The organism is Fusibacter sp. A1 (assembly GCF_004125825.1).
Taxonomy (GTDB): domain Bacteria; phylum Bacillota; class Clostridia; order Peptostreptococcales; family Acidaminobacteraceae; genus QQWI01.
Genome location: NZ_QQWI01000015.1, coordinates 1 through 20184, shown reverse-complemented (window position 1 = coordinate 20184; position 20184 = coordinate 1). Strand labels below are relative to the sequence as shown.

The window sequence follows — 20184 nt, the reverse complement described above, 5'->3', positions numbered from 1 at the left end:
TTAAAATGAAACTAACTAAAGTCGAGTTAAAGGAGGACCTATGGAGCGCATTAAAGATTTTTTCTTTGATTTAAGCGACATTGTGATATCACTGGTTATTATCGCAGTAATTTTTATCGTGGTCACATGGAAGTTAAGTGACACCATGCCACTAAACCTTTCATTGTTCAATAAGAATCAAACCGAAGCGGAGCTTGCTGTCAAAAATACCGAAACAGGGAAACCTGTAGAATTAGATATGACTGGAAACTCCGGAACTCCAACTGATCAGACCGGCGACACGCAATCTGATCCTAACGCCACCTCACCCGAGCCCGAGCCCGAACCCGAGCCAGACCCTGAACCTGTGACTACAGTAATGATTGAAATACCCGCTGGTGCCTCTGGTGACTCTATCGCTAGAATTTTACGGGACCACGATCTGATCGATGATGTCAACAACTTCATCAAGGTGGTTTCCGATCATGGTTGGGGTAATAAGCTCCGAGCAGGAAAGTTCACTCTTAAAAGCGATATGACCGATGAGGATATCGCCAGAAAATTGACTGGAAACTAAGAAACACGCCAAGGCGTGTTTTTTTTTTATCAAATAGCAACAATTTTAAACTCAAGTGGTAATAATCTAGTTTTTTTGGTATATATAGAGTATATCTTAGCGCTCAATTTTGATTACAACCATACAAGGAGGCATTAAATGATTATAATTACTCTAGGCTTACCAGGAGCTGGAAAAGGTGCTATCTCTAGAAAACTTAAATCCTTTTTCAAATTTCAAATCCTATCTTCCGGCGAACTGCTAAGAGACGAAGTCTTTAACCACACTGAACTTGGCGAAAAAATCAAAGAGGATGTTTCAAAGGGCTGTTTTATCGATGATAAAATCGTCATGGACTTAGTCGAGAAGCATCTGGATTTCGATAAGGACCTTGTGCTTCATGGATTTCCACGTAATAGATATCAGGCTGAAGCCTTTGCAGAAATTCTAGAAATGAACGGCAAACGAATTGACATGGTTCTGAGCTTTGAGATTGAAGAGCAAGAAATGAAAAAACGTCTCGCCGGTCGTAGAGCATGCTTGAACTGTGGTCTTGTCTACCAAATGGACTACTTCCCGCCAAAAGATGGCAAACACTGTGATGAGTGCGGCGCAGAACTTTTATGGAGAGATGACGACCATCCTGAGAACTTGGATATCAAGATCGAAGAGTACAAAAAATATACCTTGCCGCTAATCGACTACTACACGCAATCCGGGCTGATCGTACCGATCGACGGTAACAAATCCACAATGGAAGTTTATTCAGAGGTACTTGCAAGCAACAGCAAGTTTACCAACAGATCCTTCTAATAAAAAAAGCGCCCGTTAAGCATGGGCGCTATTTTCTTACAAAAAACCAAATGCCAATCACAAACATAAGCAGACCGAGTACGCGGTTCAACGAAATCGCCCGTTGGGTCTGTTGAAACCATCCAAAATGTTCAATGATCATCGACATTCCAAGCTGGCTGAGTACAATGATGGCAAGTCCCAGAAGCGGTCCGATTCGCATCATCGACATGGTGATGGTAATCATGATTCCAATTCCTAAAAGAGCTGAAATCAACAGATACCCCCATCCCATAGGATACTGAGTCACGGCAGTCAATTCCGTCCACCATTTTCTATTCATCAAAAGCGCCGTGCTGTACAGTAAGATCTGATAGGCTACAGGGACGATTACCGTCGGTGTCACACCGATCCTATTTCCTACAAGTCCGTTGATGGACCCTTGGGTGGAAATAAACAAACCTGCAAGCAGTGCGATGACTATGCCTAAAACCATATCAGTTATCCTCTTCTTTCTGAACGTTCTTGCTCTCATTGATGATCGTTTCAAAAACGGATAGGACATGGACATCCAGGCTGTCATCCTCTAGATTTGCAATCACATTTCTGATCACTTCAAGCTCCCTGGATTGATCCTCCGTGAGCATTCCCGCTTCACGTTTGACAAGACCGATTTCTCGGGATAAGGTAAATCTCTTTTCAAGTAATGCCACAAGTGTCTTATCGACACGATCAAACTCGTCACGTATTTTTTTTATGTCTCTCACTTTCCACCTCGTTTCAATCACTCTTATTATACGGTGATTGTCACTGTTTTGAAAGAATAAAATAACCCTCAAGTCGACTTGAGGGCAAGAGATACCATCTACTTCTCATTTTTTAAATCAATTGCAAACCTGCATGACAAGTCGCCTAGAAGTGGAGACTCCAGAAGTTCGATTTTGAGTTCCCGATCAAGTATCACCTCAAAAGGAAACTTTGCGAATCCCGCGCTGCAGTAGCACCATTCCCCCGGTACCACCTCATCGGTCAAAATCGATTTTCTGGCAAAGGAGCAGTGGCATGCGTGGTACCTTTTTTCCACATCGGTCTGTGCGTTCAGGTATTTCTCTGTATCATATGGTATTTTAGTGATATAGAGCTTATTACCCTTTCGCACACCAGATAGAATTTCTTGATTGCCTTTCACAAAGTCAATCACAGCAGGTGTGATTCTTTGCTCGAACCAAACCCGATTTTCCCGATAATGTTTTTCAAGCTCAGCGACTTTTCTTTGATGTCTTCCGACAAGATACGCGTCAAGCGACTCCGACATCTCATAGGCTTCCTTTTCGGCAAGCATCGCTTCCCTTGGTAGCTGGTGGTTGTTTCCCGCCAGTACCTCCTGATACACTTCTTCAGGCAGTTTGGCCTGTAACCGCTTCATCAACTTAATGGTAAAGTCGGGGATCTCATCGATAGGAGTCCCAAGGACCGGTTCAGTAAGACCGTCGAATACGCCTTCGAGTTCCTCTTGTCCGCACCGTTCAAAAAGTCGTTTCTTTATGTTGTCTATTACGCCTAGTCCACCCAAGATGGCAGTAAAATAGATATAGTTTTCTTGATGCCCTATACTGAAATAGTACCTTGCCAGATTCAAAAGATGCTCTAGGTCATTTTCGCCATTTGCAATCAGATGCCTGAGATACTCATTCAAATCTTCCTCGCACGCATTTTCAATCTCAATGTCCTTGTCCAGCAGATAGTCTTCCATACGCTCCACCTGATGAATCGCCAATTCGATCTGTTCTTGAGTGCTGTTGCGATTTGCCAGTGTTTTTTCATATTTCTTTCGTTGTATCATCCCATACCTCCTATAGCTCCGACGACGTCTTATACATTGATTATAGGTTATAAAATACGTCAGAATATGTCGTATAGATCAAACAGCTAAAAATAGAATCTCAACAATCTTGATTTTGCATAAGCACCTGCGGCTTCCATACTTTTTTTCGAATTGTGATTATAGTACCAGCAACCGGACCGGGCTTCATACCCTTTTGATTCCACCAGCTCCTGGAGGCTCTTTAGAATATTTTTGGCATAGCCCTGTTCTCTTTTCTCTTCTAAGACATACATACCTATGCTGGCGGCACTCCTCACGATACGACCATATTCAATCACGCCGAATCCGATTAGCTCGTCATTATCCTGCACCAGATAGATATTGAAATGGTTTTGGGTATCCAGTGCTCTTTGGGCATCGTTCTCACCCCAAAAGTCGACAGCCAGGTCTAGAACGCTGAACTGGTCTTCTGTCGTTACCGGGATAAGCTCCAACTGTTTTCTGCTTCCTTCCTTCATATCCTTGTCTGTATACACTGAGAAATAAGCGTTTTTCTCGATTTTTTGATAGTCGTCGATACATAGGCTTAAGAGCATCTCATCGCCTGTGGGTACCATGGCGTTTACCACCTGCTCATATTTTCTAGCCCTTTTGAAGAGTTCCTGCGCCTCCTGGGCAGCAATTCCATCGACATGAAAAAGCGTCAGCATGGATGTCTTGTGCACCGCGAAAAAGCCGACGGTTTTATCCTGGGCCACTAACTTGTAGTGATTGCTCGCAATCACATGATCCTCCCAATAAGAATCGACCACGATAGCATGATCTTCATAGTACTGGATCACGTCCTCCTCTATTTCTTCCCAGTCACATCTTTTAAATCTAATCAAAATAAGTTCCTCCTTAGTGATCAGCACTTTGTCAGCTGTCTTTTGTTGCAAAATTCATTCTGCATAGTGACCAGTTCAAGCTTGAATTTCTCACCCTTTCTGCAAAAGACCATAGACTATTCATTACCCTTAGTTCTACATTTCGACACCTATGTTCTTGGATGATATCGTTCACAATATGTACGCCTATCGGTGCAACCGTCTCTTTAGAGACGTAGTAGCCCGCTATCTCATCTTGAAGTTCAAAACTTACCGGATCGAACTCATAGATATAAAGTGTTGTGTCCAAAAGTATAGGTAAATCTTTGTATTCTATCGCTACCACATGGCTCGAATCCTTCTCGGAAAAGAACTTTTCACAATCTTCTTCACTCGTCTCCCTACCCATGTAATAGGCGACTCTCGCACAATTCCTCGGGGTTAAAAAATTAGGCAGGCACTTGTCTGTGATTGCCCACACCAGACCTGTTGTCTGGTCCAAATCCTTTCTTGCCGGAAGCCTTGGTTCAAAAATCTTTATACCCGGTTCTTCACTCACATGAAACAGTCGCATTCATAGCCTCCTTTATCACCCGATATGTCGCACCAAACTACGTACAGTCGGTGTAAAATACTTTTTCCAAAAATACTGCGCGCTGGGGTTCTGCGTTTCATAATCGACCGCCAATCGAACGAAGCCTTGCGCCTTTGCGTGATTGTAGATGCTAAACAGCATTTTCTCACCTAAATTCTGTCCCCTATAGCGATCAAACAGATGGGTCGTCTCCACGCCCAGTGTCTGGTCATCCGAGCAGACATCGCATCCGCCTGAACTTGCGATCACAGTCTTCATCATGCCTGCCATCTCATCACCGTCCATCAACACCCATACGACGTCCTTTTCACTGCTTAGCCATTTGCGTACCTCTTGCTCTTCGTCGTCAAACGTAAATCCGAGGATGGTTGGAGCTTCCAGCATATACCGGTGATGGTCCCTTAGTAATACGGTAAGATCCTCAACATGTTTTTCAGCCGCCCTGACAAGCTCAAAACTTCCAAGATCGACCTCCTTTTCATCTCCAATCTTCCAATTGGCATCCATACATCTGCTGCCATAGGCGTTTTCAAACAGGAACTGCTCTAGCGCGCTTTGATTGTTCATCACAGAAATTGAGTGATGCAGATAATCCCTCACAAGCATCTCATCATAAAGCGCCTTCAACAGCATCAGATTGACCCTGTCCATATGCTCCTCCATGTAAAATCCCCATTCCGGCGTGTAGACTCCCTTTTTAGAATAGAACATTTCATCAAGGAACATTCCAAAAAGGAATCCAATCACCCGCTCGTCTTTTATCGCTACAAATCCAGTATGATGATTGAGCATCCACTCGACATATCCCACCAGTACATCTCGATTCGTAAACTTTTTTGGCAGGCAGGAATACCGCTCGCAGCTCGCCTTGAATTTATGCTCCAGCAGGCCTAACACAACCTCCTTATGGTCCCTTGAAAATTTCCTAATAACAATGTTCAAAGTGTCACCTCCAAATTTTATCACCTCTTGTTAACATTAGTATAACTTAAAAAAGAACCGGCATAGAAGCCGATTCTTTGGAAAGAACTACTTTATTCATTTTTTAAGCGCGTCAATCATCATCTGTGAGACCGCTGAATCCAAGACCCTTGCCCCACACGGAACTGACAGGCAGGATATCGACAAAAGCATCCTCATCCATCTTAGCGATAAATTGCTTGATCAGCATCGACTCGCGAGGCGAACAAATCGTAACGATCTTCACTCTTTCCTGATTCGTGTATCCACCAAGGATCATATACTTTGAAATTCCTCTTTTTATCTCATGCATGATATACTCTTCGATCTCGTTCTGCGAATTACTGATAATCTCGAGCTTCATCAGCTGTGTCCCTAGACCGAACAGAACCACTTCGACGGATTTTAAGAATACGAATTGCGTGATCAGGGCATATAAGGCGACTTTGATATCGTACACGAGCATTGACGTGATGACAATCAGAATATCTATCGTTGTTATGATCAGGCTGATTGAGATAAAAGGATAAAGTCTTTTATGAATGATCTTACCGATCGAATCCGACCCGCCTGAAGAATAACCTCTTTTAAGAATCAATCCCGCTCCAAGTCCACCGACTACACCATAGTAGACAGACGCCAGGAACATATCATTTTCAGTTAAGTTGAAGTTGATCTGATTGAAAATCATCAGAACAAGTGGAAACGTCACCGATAGAATCACAATTTTTTTAGCTTCTCTTTTACCAAGCAGCAAGAACGTGGCAAGCAAAGTTCCAAGCGACAAGACATAATAGAAGATAGTATAGTCGATACCCATCCATGTACCTAGAATTATCGATATGCCCGTTATGCCGCCTGTAATCAACTGATTTGGTTCTAGAATCGCTGTAATGGCAAAGGCAAGAATCATCATTCCCGCTAAAACGTATACCACATCCCACATTATTTTGTTTGAATCTTTCAAAGCAAGCACCTCATCTATCTTTTTGCATAAGTGTACATCATTAAAGTCAACAAGTGATTATACGTCTACTATACCCAAAAGTGAAGTTAATTATTTGTGATATCCTTTTATTTTTAACCTCGCAGATAATGTCCGCTTTTGCCACCTTTTTTTTCAAGCAGTTTTATCTCGCCGATGACCATGTTTTTGTCAATCGATTTGCACATATCGTAAATCGTGAGTGCCGCAACCGATACAGACGTAAGCGCCTCCATTTCGATCCCTGTATTACCGCTCGTTTTAACCACTGCGCGAATTTTAATCTTATTCACTTCTCGATCGATGTCAAATTCCAAATCCACATGGCTAAGTAGCAGGTTATGGCACATTGGAATCAAGTCACTGGTTTTTTTTGCCCCCATGACTCCTGCGATCTGGGCTACACTGATCACATTGCCTTTTTTAATGCTCTCCTGCAAAATTTTATCTATCGTCTCTGCAGCCATCGTTATTTCACCATATGCTACCGCAAGACGTTCGGTAGCAGGCTTATTTGAGACATCGACCATATGTCCCTCGCCATATCGATTAAAATGAGTAAATCCAGACATCATCATCCCTCCAACATAAAAGAAATCAATCACAAATCTTGCCAAGTAAAAGCCTTCCAAATAATCCTATGCTTTCAGTATACCACGAACTTGAGAAGTCATTTTTTGATTGGCTGGATGTTTTTTACTAAAATTAATGACATCCCCCCTTGACGATGCAGGCATAGTACGTTACAATTCGATTAATCTTAAATGATTCAACTACTTCCGAAAGGTGAATGTCATGAACTTGAAAAATACTGAAGCTACATTCACAACTACATATGCAATTTGGTGGCACTGGGGTTTTAGTAAACGCCGGGAATTTCATATGCGCTAAATTGTAGAAGTGGAAGATAAATCAGTCATTTGAGCTCATCGATGTTGAGTAGAGGGACGTTCCAGTTTGGAACGTCTTTTTTTATTACCCAAAAACAAACAATAGGAGAAACGTATGAAAAATTCACTCTTTACAAAAGAAAACTTCCCCATTCTTTATGACAAACCACCCGGCATTTCCCCGCTCGATTCTTTTGAACTGATCGTCGGTCCCTGTGCAATTGAAAGCGAGACGCAAATCCATGCGATCGCTCACGCCTTACACAAAAGAGGCATCCGTTACATGAGGGGTGGTGCCTTTAAGCCACGAACCAGTCCGACCGACTTTCAGGGCTTGGGTGAAGAAGGCCTAAAGTACATTCGAAAGGCGGCGGACAAATATCGATTAAGCGTTGTCACCGAAGTCATGAGTACAGAAGATTTTGATCTGGTGGAACGCTATGCGGACATCCTGCAAATCGGAACAAGAAACATGTACAATTATCCCTTACTCAAACGAGCCGGCAGGTCCAGTAAGACGATCTTGTTAAAACGTGGTTTTCAGGCAACGCTCAAAGAATATCTACATTCAGTGGAATACATCATGTCTGAAGGCAATCGCAACATCATCCTGTGTGAACGTGGTATCCGAAGCTTTGATCCATTTACGCGTAATGTCCTTGATATCGCTTCTGCCATATCGCTTAAAATGAATACGGGACTTCAGGTGATTATCGATCCCTCCCATGCGACAGGACAAGCAGAACTGGTTTCACCGCTGACCATAGCGGCACAATCAGTCGACCTCAATGGATCAATGATAGAAATCAGTCTATCACCGGCCAAGGCTAAATGCGACGGACATCAGGCCATGACGCTAGATGCTTTGGATCAGTTGCTTTTACAATTAAATACCTATAAATCAATGACTGAAAGTAGTAACCGCATCATCGGTTCTTAGCGAGTTGGGACTAGTGAAAGCCCAGTAATACGAGATGTGGCGAATGGATTCAGGAGAGCAAGCTGAAGTTGAATGAAGGGTTCAATGGGTAGGTGAGCCGGTTTCTCCCGTTATAGAGATACGAGATACTGGTCTCGGATTCCAAAAGGTGGCTTCACTAATGCAACTCGTTCTTTTTGGGAACGGGTTTTTTTATACCTAAAATGAATGAAGAAAGGAAACATTATGATTCATAAAATGCGCATGACCGTAGCCGAGCTAAAGCATACTAGTCCATCTAGAATTCTCGGACAGCTTCGCAAAGAGATTCACTATTGCTATTTTGAAAAGGAAGCGGATTTACTTACCATTGGCATTGGAGAGCTCTTTGATAACGAAGCCATGTATGACAGCAGGCTCTTTGAACAAAGACAATCCGACCGCATTCAAGCAGAGCTTGAACTGCCAAAACAAATTTCCATGATTCCTTTTGATCTTGCAAACAACAGCTACCTAAAAAAAGAGGTCAAACACCCAATTCACACGATCAGCCCTGAAATAGTCATAGACTTCGATAGAAAGAACAACGGGGTCTCCTGTTTTGTCTATTCAAGCAACCCACAAATTACAGATAGTACCACAGACTATTATCAGGCATACAAAAGGAGAATCATCCGATATTGTAAAACTCATCAAGTCCATGATCAACACCCGGATCGGCTTCATTTTCAATTTGAAAGCGACAAGGACACCTACAGCATGGCCTTTGATCAAGCAAAACAGGCGATTCAGCAAGGTGATGTGTTTCAGTTGGTGCTTAGCAACACCTTACGTGCCAGCGGCAACTGTGATCTCACCCTTGTGTTCGATTACCTATTAAGCGAAAACGCTTCTCCCTATCTCCTTCTTTTTCACCTGATTGAGGACAGTTACTTATCTGCAAGCCCTGAGATCCTGGTTGAAAAAAAAGGAAGTACGCTCATGACCGTTCCAATTGCAGGGACTTGTCCAAGACTTTATGACGGTCTAGACGAGTCACGCGCTAAAGAGCTGCTATCAAGTCAAAAAGAACGGGCGGAACATCTTATGTTAGTGGACCTAGGTAGAAATGATCTCGGTAGAATCTCAAAACCCGGAAGTGTCAAGGTAAGCAGCTACGCTCAGCTAAAAAAACTGAGTAAGGTGATGCATATCGCTAGTACCGTGCAAGGGATGCAGCTTGAGGGCGGAAGCTATTTTGAACCTCTTTTCACGACCCTGCCTGCCGGTACCGTCTCAGGCGCACCTAAGAAGATGGCACTTTATTTAATCGACAAAATTGAGGCATCCGAGAGAAAACACTATGCGGGCAGCTTCGTGATTGAGGACTCAAAAGGCGATTATACCAGTCTTATTACGATTCGAACACTGCATCAAACCCGTCATGAAGTAAACATACGTGTAGGAAGCGGCATTGTTAATGATTCTACCCTGGAGGGAGAACGGGACGAACTCGTTCATAAGGCAATGGGTTTGATCAGTGCCCTTGAGCACACACATAGAGGAGGAATAAGCCATGATTTTAGTGATTGATAATTATGATTCATTTACCTATAATCTCGTACAAATGATCCGGGTTCTTACCAGTGAAGAACTGCTTGTACTGAAGAATGACAACCCGCAACTGAAAAATCCACAAGCCCTGACACCTAGCGCCTTAGTCATCTCGCCAGGACCTGGACGCCCTGAAAGTGCGGGGTACACAAAGGACATGATCCAGTCCTTTTCAGGACGTGTTCCCATACTAGGGGTCTGTTTGGGACTACAGTGTATCGCCGAAGTCTTCAGTGGACAAGTCAATCCTTCACCTACCATCAAACATGGAGTCAAAGACCTAGTCATCCATACCGGAGATGCTCTATTCAGCGGTCTGCCACACAACTTTTATGCGGTCAGGTACCATTCGCTGGCTGTGGATGTCAGTAAGTGCGTTGAACTTCAGGTTCTTGCATCGGCCCCCTCTGACAATACGGTAATGGCAGTCAAACACGTCAAACATCCAACCTACGGGTTACAATTCCATCCGGAGTCCTATGGTACGGATGATGGAGAAGTAATCCTAAAAAATTTTCTTAGGTTAAAGGAGGCTTTCAGTGGCAATCGACCAATCACTGCTTAAAAAAATTGAACACGGAATCTTGACAGCGGATGAGTCTTTTAGATTATGTGAAGACTTAGTCTGTGGCAAATTTGATAACGAAGAAATAAAAAGCATACTCATCATGCTTCACGACCATGGTGAAACCGCGGCGAATCTCATTGGATTCTCAAGAGCGATGAAAGAGCTATCACCTGTCAAACAGGTAAGAGACCTGCCTCTACTTGATGTTTGCGGAACAGGCGGCGACGGTCTCTCAACTTTCAATATTTCTACACTCACATCACTTGTCACAAGCTGTTTAGGTCTTCCTACCGCCAAACATGGCAACCGGTCGGTGACTGGAAAGTGTGGTAGTTTTGATATCATCGACAAGCTTGAGATTCCCTATGGCTTGCCCGACGATCAAACGCACAGTAGACTCGTAAGGAATCATCTAATGTTGATTTACGCCCCATATGCGCATCCGCTGATGAAGCAGATCATGCCGATAAGAAAATCAATCCCTCATCCCACCATCTTTAATCTGATAGGACCGCTTGTAAACCCACAAGCCCTTACCTACCAGGTTTTAGGGGTCTATAAGTCCTCGCTGTTAAAGCCGATGGCTCAGGCGATGCAGGCGCAGGGAATAAAAAACGGCTATGTGGTCCACGGTTTTGGTGGACTGGACGAGCTTTCCCTAGAAGGGCCAAACACCCTACTTCATGTAACTGCCGATGCGATCGCAAGACGTGTGATCGATCCTAAGGAGTATGAGCTGACACCTTTTACAAATGCAAGTCTGGCCATCAGAGACAAGTCCCACGCCTTAGAGGCTGCAGAACTTGTGTTGCGTTCTAAAGAAGTCAATCCCTATAGTGAAGCCGTCATCTTCAATGCCTCCTTTGCACTATTTACCTGCAATTACCGCACCGATTTAAACGAATGTATCAAGATCGTTCGACAACTGTTAAAAACAAATCGACTGGATGATCATGTTCAAGAGCTTAGGAGGACAAACAGTGTTTCTTAATACCATTTATGAACAGCAGACAAGCTTGCTACCCTATCTGAACCGCTACTGCAAAACTCTCGAAAGCAGAACCAGACCTTTTCATTCCTTGTCAAAACTGCTTAGGAATCCAACTGCATTTACAGTCATCGCGGAGTTTAAACGAAGGTCTCCGTCAAATCCCCTACTTCATCCTCACGCTAGTGTTGCAGATATGATTGGCGACTATGAGAAAACCAGCGCAAGTGCTTATAGCATTCTTACAGAAAGCATGTATTTTGGTGGAATATACGATGATTTGAAAACAGCAGCCTCCCTGACCCGGCGTCCCATTCTCAATAAGGACTTTATCATCGATACCGTTCAAATAGACATCGCCCATAAGCTAGGTGCGGACGTCATTCTTCTAATCGCAGCACTAGGGGATAAAATTGATCTGTCTTCCCTGTCAAGCTATGCGAAATCAAAAGGATTGGAGGTCTTAATCGAAGTGCATGGTCCATCTTGTATCGAAAGGATCAAGGACCTGGATTACGATATCCTAGGAGTCAACAATAGGGATCTGAAGTCTCTAAAAACAAATGTGGAGCATACCGGCAAGGTTCTCAAGCTCCTACCAGACAGGGGAGTGCCTATCATCACAGAAAGCGGCATACGTAGTACAGAGGATGTCAGACACTTGCTCGATGAGCAGATCAGCGGCGCCTTAATCGGCACAGCAATCATGAACGCGACAGACAAAGCCGGTTTTATACACACTTTAGTGGAGGTAAAAGGCAATGACAAAAGTTAAGATTTGTGGAATCACCAATGTGGCCGATGCCCTTTTTACCGCGAGGCTAGGCGCCGATTATCTTGGTCTTGTCTTTGCCGTGAGCAAACGACAAATTGATTTAGAGGAAGCGCTGGAAATAAAACGCCTGCTGCCACAAGCAAAATTAGTTGCGGTTTTTAAGAATCAGCACCCAAAGGAAGTCGAAACAATAGTCAGAGTATTAAAGCCCTATGCGATTCAAGTCTATGATGACCTCAACTACAACCTAGAGGGAGGCATTAAAATCATACGTAGCGGTACACCCGATTCTATCCCCAGTAGTCCCGAGACCCACATGCTTCTAATCGACAGTAAACATCCCGGTTCCGGTCAAGCCTTTGATTGGACAAAAGAAATAAGCTCCGACTTGCCGCTATTCATAGCAGGCGGCTTGAACCTGACAAACCTTTCAGAATGCATACGGATCTTTAGGCCTTACGCGGTGGATGTGAGCAGCGGAGTTGAAACTCATGGTAAAAAAGATCAAAAGAAAATCGCTGCCTTTATCAAGTCAGTAAAAAAAGGAGGCCCATTAAATGAAGTCTAATGGCTATTATGGAGAATATGGCGGTAAGTTTATGCCCGAAACACTTGCAGGACCACTAGAAAATGTTGAAAAAGCATATAGGCAGGCGATGAAGGATCCTGACTTCCTCGAAGACTTGAATAAAGACCACAAGTTCTTCATCGGTCGAGAAACCCCTCTCTATTATGCCCAGAACCTATCACAGGAACTTGGAATCCATCTCTATTTCAAACGTGAAGATCTCTGCCACACAGGCGCTCATAAAATCAACAATGCGATCGGTCAGGCAAGACTTGCAAAGCGGATGGGCATCGATCATCTGATCGCCGAAACCGGTGCGGGACAGCATGGTATCGCAACCGCAACAGCAGCAGCAAAACTTGGCATGAAATGCACGGTATTCATGGGATTCTCCGATATAAAACGCCAAGCCCATAATGTCGACCGGATGAGAATGCTTGGCGCTACCGTCATTGCAGTAGAAAAAGGAAGCAATGTCCTAAAGGATGCGACAAGTGAAGCGCTCAGGTACTGGGTCAGTCATCCGACATCCTGCTTTTATGTCATCGGTTCAGCAATCGGACCTGCCCCCTACCCCGAAATGGTAAGAAACTTTCAAAGCATCATCGGAACAGAAGCACGTAAGCAATGTTTGAACCAATTTGGTACACTTCCTGATGAAGTGATTGCATGCATCGGTGGTGGCAGCAATGCCATCGGCATCTTCTCAGCTTTTATCGAGGATACCTCCGTCAAGCTTACCGGTGTGGAAGCCGCAGGTAAGGGTCTGCACACCGACTTTCATGCCGCGACCATCACAAGTGGAAAAGTGGGCGTCTTCCACGGATCGAAAATGTATCTGCTTCAAGATGAAAATGGACAGATCAAAGAAACACATTCCATCTCGGCAGGTCTTGACTATCCAGGTGTCGGTCCGGAGCATTGCTATCTGAACGACATAAAAAGGGTGGATTACCGTTCAGTAACCGATAAGGAAGTCATCGAAGCCTTTAGAAAAACAGTAAGAAGCGAGGGAATCATTCCAGCCCTAGAAAGCGCTCATGCCATCGCCCATGTCCTAAAAAGCACTTATCCAAAAGGGTATACAATCGTCCTAAATCTATCGGGTAGAGGCGACAAGGATCTGGATCAGCTCTTAAGAGAACACAAGGAGGAAGTCTTATGAAAACGATCGTCATGCCCTATGCCCTTTACGGCTACCCCACCAAAATGGAGAGCCTATCCTTAATCAGGCGTTTCATACACTCAGGTGCCACACGAATTGAAATCGGGTTTCCTTTTTCAGACCCCGTCGCTGACGGTGAAACCCTACAAAAGGCGAATCAACTCGCATTAAAAAATCATCCCACCATTCAGGAATTACTTGTGGATATCTCCTCAATAAAAAGAGATCATCCACAAGTAAAACTAACGCTCATGACCTATCTTAACCCAATCCTAGCCGGTGGCATCGATAAGACAGTAGGCTCCTTATCCACACACTTTAGCTCCATTGTAATTCCAGACCTCCCCCTTGAAGCATATGAAAGCTATCTATCCATCTTTAAAGAACACAGCTTGCCAGTCGTGCCCCTAATCACACCAGACACAAGCGAAAGTAGGATCAAAGAATATTGCGAGCAAGCAGATGATTTCATCTATCTGGTCACAGTAAATGGAATCACAGGGACAACCACAGGAACAAAAAAGGACCTACAACCCGTCCTAAAAAAAATAAGGACCCATTATCAGGGTCCCATCATCGCAGGCTTTGGCATCAAATCAAAAAAAGATATCGCTAACCTCTCAGGTACAGTAGACGGAATCATCATAGCAAGCGAAATACTACGCTTACAAGCAAATGGCGACTTCAAAGAAATAGAGGCACTAGTGTCACCCCTGCGAAAGTGAACGCACTCTGTTCACGGGCAGCGTCTCGCCCAGAGACGGAGTCGCCAACGAACATACTTTGTTCGTAGTGCCCAGCGCCTGTTGTTTTGTACTGTAAACAACGTTTAGCGGCTTAAGTCTCTCAATCTTGCGCAAGCAAGCTTCCAGCTGGTTCGACTAAGTCAGATAAATCAAAAAAGTAAAAAACACCACTACGTGATGTTCTTCAACTGGTGCCCAGAGACGGAGTCGCCTACGAACGTACTTTGTTCGTAGCGCCCAGCGCCTGTTGTTTTGTACTGTAAACAACGTTTAGCGGCTTAAATCTCTCAACCTTGCGCAAGCAAGCATCCGGCTGGTTCGACTATGTATAATAAATCAAAAAAGTAAAAAACATCACTACGTGATGTTTTTCAAATGGTGCCCAGAGACGGAGTCGAACCGCCGACACGTGGAGCTTCAATCCACTGCTCTACCAACTGAGCTATCTGGGCATAAAATTTTGTAATTCATATCCATGATTTTCGCACTGCGAAAAATAAAATGGCGGAGAGGGTGGGATTCGAACCCACGTGGGCTTGCACCCTAACGGTTTTCAAGACCGCCCCGTTATGACCGCTTCGGTACCTCTCCATAAAATTAGTGATTTACAAAGTAAATCACCTTGGATATAAAATTTGGAGCGGAAGACGAGATTTGAACTCGCGACCCTCGCCTTGGCAAGGCGATGCTCTACCACTGAGCCACTTCCGCAAATTGGTGGAGGAAGCTGGATTCGAACCAGCGAAAGCTCTGCTAACGGATTTACAGTCCGTCCCCTTTGGCCACTCGGGAACTCCTCCTTAATGAAGCAGATGCTTCAAAATAAAATTGGTGCGGGTAGAGGGACTTGAACCCCCACGAACTAGTCACTAGATCCTAAGTCTAGCGCGTCTGCCAATTCCGCCATACCCGCGGTTGTAATGCTTGGACATTAACTTTTGCACAGAGTGCGAAATACGCTAATGTACTCTCGTTGCTATGCAACGACCATTTTTTATTGCCTCGACTCTCGGTATTTACTTCGTAAAACCTACCATCTGCAATAAAAAATTGAGTTGGTGGGAACAATAGGGATCGAACCTATGACATCTTGCTTGTAAGGCAAGCGCTCTCCCAGCTGAGCTATGCTCCCATTTTTAATGGTGTGTGCATTTTATCTGGGTGATAAAATTAGTGGCTCCAAGGGTGGGACTCGAACCCACAGCCTACCGGTTAACAGCCGGTTGCTCCACCGTTGAGCTACCTTGGAATCTGTTAGGTCTTCGTCTCTCTCTCGAGGCGACATGATTATCATATACTAGACTCAAAAGAATGTCAACGGGTTTTATAATCTTTTTTTTTGACATACCCGAAAGACAACATTTTTAAAACTTAAAAGTGTTGAAAACACTAAGAAGTTTTAAAAATGTTTGACTATTCTGTCTTAATGAAACAGCTCTTTTTTTGTCGTTTCATACACTCCATCTTTTCAAATTCGGAAGTGTATTTTGCAAAATATTTTTTGCGTCGATTTCACTCAACCCTTCAGAAACCATATGTGGTATACAAACGGCTATCATTTCTACCAAATTTTTCATATCATCAGTAAATTTTCCTTCCTGATAACAGTAGGTACAATAATCCCTATTCACACTTCCGTCCTTTTCAGTACCCATCATTTTCTCGTTGCTCATCGGCATTGCACAGCTTTGACAAATCAAATCGTTCATAATCGACCTCCTGATCACATAAGACAATCCTTTATCTAAAGCCAGTCTACCACTACAACCATGTCAGTCTATGTCGTATTTAAAGTTACTTATACAAGTCTACTGCTTTTTTTGCACGTTTTAATAGCTCATCGCGTACAGCTTTTGGTGAAATCACTTCCATGTAGTTACTATGGCTAAGCAAGTACCCAAAGGTCCAGTGATCGATTTGGAAAGGAAGCAGCGCCTCAAAGTAACCTTCATCATCGAAGATCACTTTTGATGGATCAATATAGGTATCGCCATTATAAAAAATATTTTTGTGACACTTCACATGTATTGCTTCGCCGTGTCCTTCTCCATTGGCAAATGGAACTTCTCCGCTAAAGGTGGTGTATACATTCTCATTTATCCGTTTAAGATTCCTCATTCTAGAAATCTTAAACAATCTATTTTCCCCTCTAAGATGGCAAAAACCATATGCATACCACGAATAGCCTTTCAGAAGGACCCTGAAAGGGTCTATTTTGCGTTGGCTGGTCGTTCCACTAGCTTTAACATACTCAAAAGCTAATCGCTTCTTATCAATAATAGCCTGCTTGATGATGCCAATAAGATCAGAGAACTGGTCATTCCCATCCCATGGAAGGATATCCACCCAGACCGGCTCCAATTGCACGTCAGTCGCTCTAACAGACGATATCTTGGCAACCGCCTGATTGAGATCTGAATCGTCCACCATACCGCTCACGCTTCTTAGTGTTCTTAAAATCAGTGCTTGTTCCTTGCTTGTTAAAGTATGCCTGTCGATACGATACCCCGTCGGAATACTATACCCGCCATGGACCCCTTGTTCAGAGTGTATCGGAATACCCATGCGGCTGAGCGCGTCCATATCCCTTTGGATCGTCCTGATGGATACCCCGTAGCGTATGGAAAGTTCTTTTGCAGTAACAAGATTGTGATTCAACATCATCAACATGATTTGAAGTAACCGTTCTGATTTCATCTATACCTTCCTTCAAAGAAAGTCGCAACCAAAGGGTGCGACTTCTATCCTACCTATTCTTATTGTATTCTTCAATGACCTGGTTTAGCAACTCAGCATTCTTAAAAATTACAGGGTCACAGGAATCCTCAACCTTATCTCGATGGGTTCCTTTTAAAACTTTGCAACTCGTCGAGCCGAACTCAGCCTCGAATGAAGTCATATAATGGTCTACCGCCTGTTTCAATACAGGGCTCTGGTGAGCGACCCCATCCGTAAATAGAACACTTAAAACAGCAATACTACCTGTAACGACACCGCAGATATCTTCTCGCATGATTCCACCGCTAAAACCAGCCATCATCTTTAAAGCCTCTTCATCGAGCTGCAAGGCATAGGATTCATTAGCAGCGTACAGCGTGGCTTCTGAACAACTCAAATCAAATTCCTTTTGACGAAATTTACGGATACTCTCAATCATAGACATAGTTACCCCTATTCTTCAGACAAATCTTCTTCAGTAATCCTTACTCTGTTCAAAGTCACATAAATCGCAAGCGCAAAACCCATAGGCATGGCAGATGCCATATTCGAAAACGAAAGATACGATAAGATCATCGGTAAACTTACAACCAATGACATCATGCCTAAAAAAGTGATCATCCGATACTTCGCACCAAAGTTTCTGACTAAGTAGATCTTTAACTCTTTTTGCTGTTTCTTTACGATTCCAACTGTTGTTATCGCGATTGTCAGTATATATGATATTAAAAATATCCCAAATTCGTTTTGCAAAAATTCCATCACATGCTCCTTAAATAAAATTATCAATTACCCCTAACAGTATAGCACATTACCAAGGGTTAGAGAACAAGTTGACATTCTTATCGACGTGGTTGAGAGGGATGGCGAGCGCTCGTTCAAAATCATAACCTTCCTTTAGTAGATCAAGAGCGATTCCAAGTACGATAGCCTGCTCATAGCTGCCAAGATGACCGCATCTTGAAAGAATCATCTCCTCACTGGATATAGGTGAAACCTCATCGACTTCTATATCAGCCAAAAGACCTGCAGGCTCTGATGACATAACAGGTGGTTCAACCCCATATTCAAGATCTTCACTCAAGAGCACCGAAAAGGCAATAGAGTTGAACGTGCTAGAAACCACACACCGTTGCTCCTTTTCAAGATCAATGTCCGCACCCAGAAATAGTTTTATCTTACCGCTATTCTTCTCTCTTTTAAAAAGTGGAATATTAAATTCATAGATACAGATATTCTCCAACTGCCCATCACTTTCATATAGAGCCAATGTCTTATCCATCACCGTCACATAACTTATAGCAATCACCGTTAGCTGGAACACTATAAAAATCAAATAGAACAGATTCGCATTGTGACTGGTCAAAATCAAAATAAGAAATAAACCAAAACCATAAGTGAAAACCAGCCTGGACAAGGCGGTCCACCTTATTGAAAGTAGTTGTAACATCGATCCTTCACCCGACCTGCTGATTTCTTGAATCCACACAGAGTTGCGCAGATCATAGACAACCTCACAAATCTGACAAAGCAAATCTCTCAACTCGAGGTTCTTACTTTTGAGCACCTGACCGTCAAGCAGCAATGTAGAAATTGTAAAATAGCGGTTATGGTCATCGGCAATTGTCGGATGTTTTTGCAAAAGACCTTGCTTATAGGCCAAATCTGCTTTCATCGTATTCTCAAAACTCAAGTAAGTAGCAATACAAGCTGTACCGAATAGTATAATCAGCAGTATCTGAAGGGGCATTTGCTCTATCGATAGTCTCGTAATTAGAATCAAGGCAGAGAATCCATAGAAAACACTTAAGTATTTAAAGGCATCAGACTTAGCTAACTTATATCTATTAAGATAAGTTTGATTATCGACACGAGTTCCGACAAATGGCTTTAAATCGCCACTGTCCATAGAAGAAGATTCCACAACCCTCTCAGTAGAATAAGACTGAGCATACCTATTTTCAACATCCTTTACATCGACTCGAGGACGCTCAGCAACATGATCCTCCTCCTCCTTGACCTTAACCTTAACCTTGACCTTAACCTTAACCTCACCCTTAGCCCCGATCAACTTAGCACAGCTCTTACAGTAATTCTTGCTACCAAACCCCTTCACACGCTTAATCTCACCACAATACTGACAAACATCCCTCATATCCCCGCTCCTTTATTAACATATATACCATATTAAGTATATCATACTACGAACGTACCACGAGCGAACTTTGCTCGTGGGGGCTGTAAGTGAATCGTGCTACGAATGCTTTTTATTCGTAGACTGCGTAAGTGAATTGTATTTCATTCACGGGCAGAGTTCACGGAGCCCGACCCCAGATAAGGTCTCTCCAACCCCTTTTACCAAAAACGAAAAAACACACCAGTTAAACTGATGTGTCTTTTTCAAATAGGCAACGTTCTATCCTTGCGAGTGTTTTTTACTCGCAACCGGTGGAAGTGAACGTACTTTGTTCACGGACCGGCCACTGGGAACAAAAGATCGTTGCTGTCCAATAAATCATTCTGTACATACGAAAAAACACACCAGTTATAAACTGATGTGTCTTTTTCAAATAGGCAACGTTCTATCTTCCCAGCCAGCTGCCCGGCAAGTATTTTCGACGCTAAGAGACTTAACTTCCGTGTTCGAGATGGGAACGGGTGTATCCCTCTTGCCATCGTCACCTAATCTTTGATTT

At 43.4% G+C, this 20184-nt stretch carries 23 protein-coding genes, 7 tRNA genes and 1 rRNA gene; 10 read left to right on the top strand and 21 right to left on the bottom strand.

The window, feature by feature from the left end; all coding sequences use genetic code 11:
* Positions 1-40: 40 nt before the first annotated feature.
* Both DWB64_RS17225 and DWB64_RS17220 read left to right on the top strand, forming a co-directional pair.
* The gene (locus DWB64_RS17225) at positions 41-556 is read left to right on the top strand and encodes a hypothetical protein (RefSeq protein ID WP_129489459.1); all 516 of its coding nucleotides are present in this window, start codon (positions 41-43) and stop codon (positions 554-556) included.
* A gap of 138 nt (positions 557-694) precedes the next feature.
* Complete coding sequence (locus tag DWB64_RS17220) at positions 695-1348, top strand: nucleoside monophosphate kinase (RefSeq protein ID WP_129489458.1); 654 nt, start codon at positions 695-697, stop codon at positions 1346-1348.
* A 28-nt stretch (positions 1349-1376) separates the two neighbouring features.
* Here the strand turns inward: DWB64_RS17220 and DWB64_RS17215 are convergent, their stop codons facing one another.
* The 8 genes from DWB64_RS17215 to moaC form a co-directional block, all read right to left on the bottom strand.
* A complete protein-coding gene (locus tag DWB64_RS17215) occupies positions 1377-1823 on the bottom strand; it encodes a DMT family transporter (RefSeq protein ID WP_164980473.1) in 447 nt (148 codons plus the stop codon).
* A gap of 1 nt (position 1824) precedes the next feature.
* The gene (locus tag DWB64_RS17210; protein WP_164980472.1) at positions 1825-2094 is read right to left on the bottom strand and encodes a chorismate mutase; all 270 of its coding nucleotides are present in this window, start codon (positions 2092-2094) and stop codon (positions 1825-1827) included.
* A 98-nt stretch (positions 2095-2192) separates the two neighbouring features.
* Positions 2193-3170, bottom strand: a complete 978-nt coding sequence (locus DWB64_RS17205; RefSeq protein WP_129489455.1) for a hypothetical protein — start codon at positions 3168-3170, stop codon at positions 2193-2195.
* Positions 3171-3256: 86 nt separating this feature from the next.
* Positions 3257-4039: a GNAT family N-acetyltransferase gene (locus tag DWB64_RS17200; protein ID WP_129489454.1), complete on the bottom strand. Its 783-nt coding sequence runs from the start codon at positions 4037-4039 to the stop codon at positions 3257-3259.
* Between the two features lie 31 nt (positions 4040-4070).
* Positions 4071-4592, bottom strand: coding sequence for a DUF6886 family protein (locus tag DWB64_RS17195; RefSeq protein ID WP_129489453.1), 522 nt, complete (start codon positions 4590-4592; stop codon positions 4071-4073).
* 15 nt (positions 4593-4607) lie between these two features.
* A complete protein-coding gene (locus DWB64_RS17190; RefSeq protein ID WP_129489452.1) occupies positions 4608-5555 on the bottom strand; it encodes a GNAT family N-acetyltransferase in 948 nt (315 codons plus the stop codon).
* A gap of 112 nt (positions 5556-5667) precedes the next feature.
* Complete coding sequence (locus DWB64_RS17185) at positions 5668-6549, bottom strand: YitT family protein (protein WP_371682613.1); 882 nt, start codon at positions 6547-6549, stop codon at positions 5668-5670.
* Positions 6550-6653: 104 nt separating this feature from the next.
* Positions 6654-7130, bottom strand: a complete 477-nt coding sequence (gene moaC, locus DWB64_RS17180; RefSeq protein WP_129489451.1) for a cyclic pyranopterin monophosphate synthase MoaC — start codon at positions 7128-7130, stop codon at positions 6654-6656.
* Between the two features lie 433 nt (positions 7131-7563).
* Here moaC and aroF point away from each other — a divergent pair, with 433 nt between their 5' ends.
* The 8 genes from aroF to trpA all read left to right on the top strand — a co-directional run bounded on the left by aroF (position 7564) and on the right by trpA (position 14749).
* The gene (aroF, locus tag DWB64_RS17175; RefSeq protein WP_129489450.1) at positions 7564-8388 is read left to right on the top strand and encodes a 3-deoxy-7-phosphoheptulonate synthase; all 825 of its coding nucleotides are present in this window, start codon (positions 7564-7566) and stop codon (positions 8386-8388) included.
* Between the two features lie 225 nt (positions 8389-8613).
* Positions 8614-9939 (top strand): anthranilate synthase component I family protein, encoded by a 1326-nt coding sequence (locus DWB64_RS17170; RefSeq protein WP_164980471.1) that lies wholly within the window; start codon positions 8614-8616, stop codon positions 9937-9939.
* Positions 9923-10525 carry an aminodeoxychorismate/anthranilate synthase component II gene (locus DWB64_RS17165; protein WP_129489448.1) on the top strand — a complete coding sequence of 201 codons (603 nt, stop codon included), beginning with the start codon at positions 9923-9925 and terminating at the stop codon, positions 10523-10525. The genes DWB64_RS17170 and DWB64_RS17165 overlap by 17 nt, the downstream gene beginning before the upstream one ends.
* On the top strand, positions 10500-11519 hold the full coding sequence (gene trpD, locus DWB64_RS17160; RefSeq protein WP_129489447.1) for an anthranilate phosphoribosyltransferase: 1020 nt from the start codon (positions 10500-10502) through the stop codon (positions 11517-11519). Before DWB64_RS17165 ends, trpD begins: the two co-directional genes overlap by 26 nt.
* Positions 11509-12291, top strand: a complete 783-nt coding sequence (locus DWB64_RS17155; RefSeq protein ID WP_164980470.1) for an indole-3-glycerol-phosphate synthase — start codon at positions 11509-11511, stop codon at positions 12289-12291. Before trpD ends, DWB64_RS17155 begins: the two co-directional genes overlap by 11 nt.
* Positions 12278-12859, top strand: coding sequence for a phosphoribosylanthranilate isomerase (locus DWB64_RS17150; RefSeq protein WP_129489445.1), 582 nt, complete (start codon positions 12278-12280; stop codon positions 12857-12859). Before DWB64_RS17155 ends, DWB64_RS17150 begins: the two co-directional genes overlap by 14 nt.
* Positions 12849-14024 (top strand): tryptophan synthase subunit beta, encoded by a 1176-nt coding sequence (gene trpB / locus DWB64_RS17145; protein ID WP_129489444.1) that lies wholly within the window; start codon positions 12849-12851, stop codon positions 14022-14024. Before DWB64_RS17150 ends, trpB begins: the two co-directional genes overlap by 11 nt.
* Positions 14021-14749: a tryptophan synthase subunit alpha gene (gene trpA, locus DWB64_RS17140; protein WP_129489443.1), complete on the top strand. Its 729-nt coding sequence runs from the start codon at positions 14021-14023 to the stop codon at positions 14747-14749. The genes trpB and trpA overlap by 4 nt, the downstream gene beginning before the upstream one ends.
* A gap of 397 nt (positions 14750-15146) precedes the next feature.
* On the opposite strand, the gene DWB64_RS17135 is transcribed toward trpA, so the two are convergent.
* The 13 genes from DWB64_RS17135 to rrf all read right to left on the bottom strand — a co-directional run bounded on the left by DWB64_RS17135 (position 15147) and on the right by rrf (position 20174).
* Positions 15147-15222: transfer RNA gene (locus DWB64_RS17135), tRNA-Phe, on the bottom strand.
* Positions 15223-15272: 50 nt separating this feature from the next.
* Positions 15273-15361, bottom strand: a tRNA-Ser gene (locus DWB64_RS17130).
* A 45-nt stretch (positions 15362-15406) separates the two neighbouring features.
* Positions 15407-15481: transfer RNA gene (locus DWB64_RS17125), tRNA-Gly, on the bottom strand.
* Between the two features lie 4 nt (positions 15482-15485).
* Positions 15486-15570: transfer RNA gene (locus tag DWB64_RS17120), tRNA-Tyr, on the bottom strand.
* A 29-nt stretch (positions 15571-15599) separates the two neighbouring features.
* Positions 15600-15683, bottom strand: a tRNA-Leu gene (locus DWB64_RS17115).
* A 143-nt stretch (positions 15684-15826) separates the two neighbouring features.
* Positions 15827-15902: transfer RNA gene (locus DWB64_RS17110), tRNA-Val, on the bottom strand.
* A 42-nt stretch (positions 15903-15944) separates the two neighbouring features.
* Positions 15945-16019 (bottom strand) — tRNA-Asn (locus tag DWB64_RS17105).
* 202 nt (positions 16020-16221) lie between these two features.
* On the bottom strand, positions 16222-16479 hold the full coding sequence (locus DWB64_RS17100; protein WP_129489442.1) for a zinc ribbon domain-containing protein: 258 nt from the start codon (positions 16477-16479) through the stop codon (positions 16222-16224).
* Between the two features lie 85 nt (positions 16480-16564).
* Positions 16565-17467, bottom strand: a complete 903-nt coding sequence (locus DWB64_RS17095) for a YafY family protein (protein ID WP_129489441.1) — start codon at positions 17465-17467, stop codon at positions 16565-16567.
* Positions 17468-17516: 49 nt separating this feature from the next.
* Complete coding sequence (locus DWB64_RS17090) at positions 17517-17933, bottom strand: C-GCAxxG-C-C family (seleno)protein (protein ID WP_129489440.1); 417 nt, start codon at positions 17931-17933, stop codon at positions 17517-17519.
* Between the two features lie 8 nt (positions 17934-17941).
* Positions 17942-18250 carry a hypothetical protein gene (locus tag DWB64_RS17085; protein WP_129489439.1) on the bottom strand — a complete coding sequence of 103 codons (309 nt, stop codon included), beginning with the start codon at positions 18248-18250 and terminating at the stop codon, positions 17942-17944.
* Between the two features lie 49 nt (positions 18251-18299).
* Complete coding sequence (locus DWB64_RS17080) at positions 18300-19643, bottom strand: hypothetical protein (protein WP_129489438.1); 1344 nt, start codon at positions 19641-19643, stop codon at positions 18300-18302.
* A 414-nt stretch (positions 19644-20057) separates the two neighbouring features.
* Positions 20058-20174, bottom strand: a 5S ribosomal RNA gene (rrf, locus tag DWB64_RS17075).
* Positions 20175-20184: the final 10 nt, after the last annotated feature.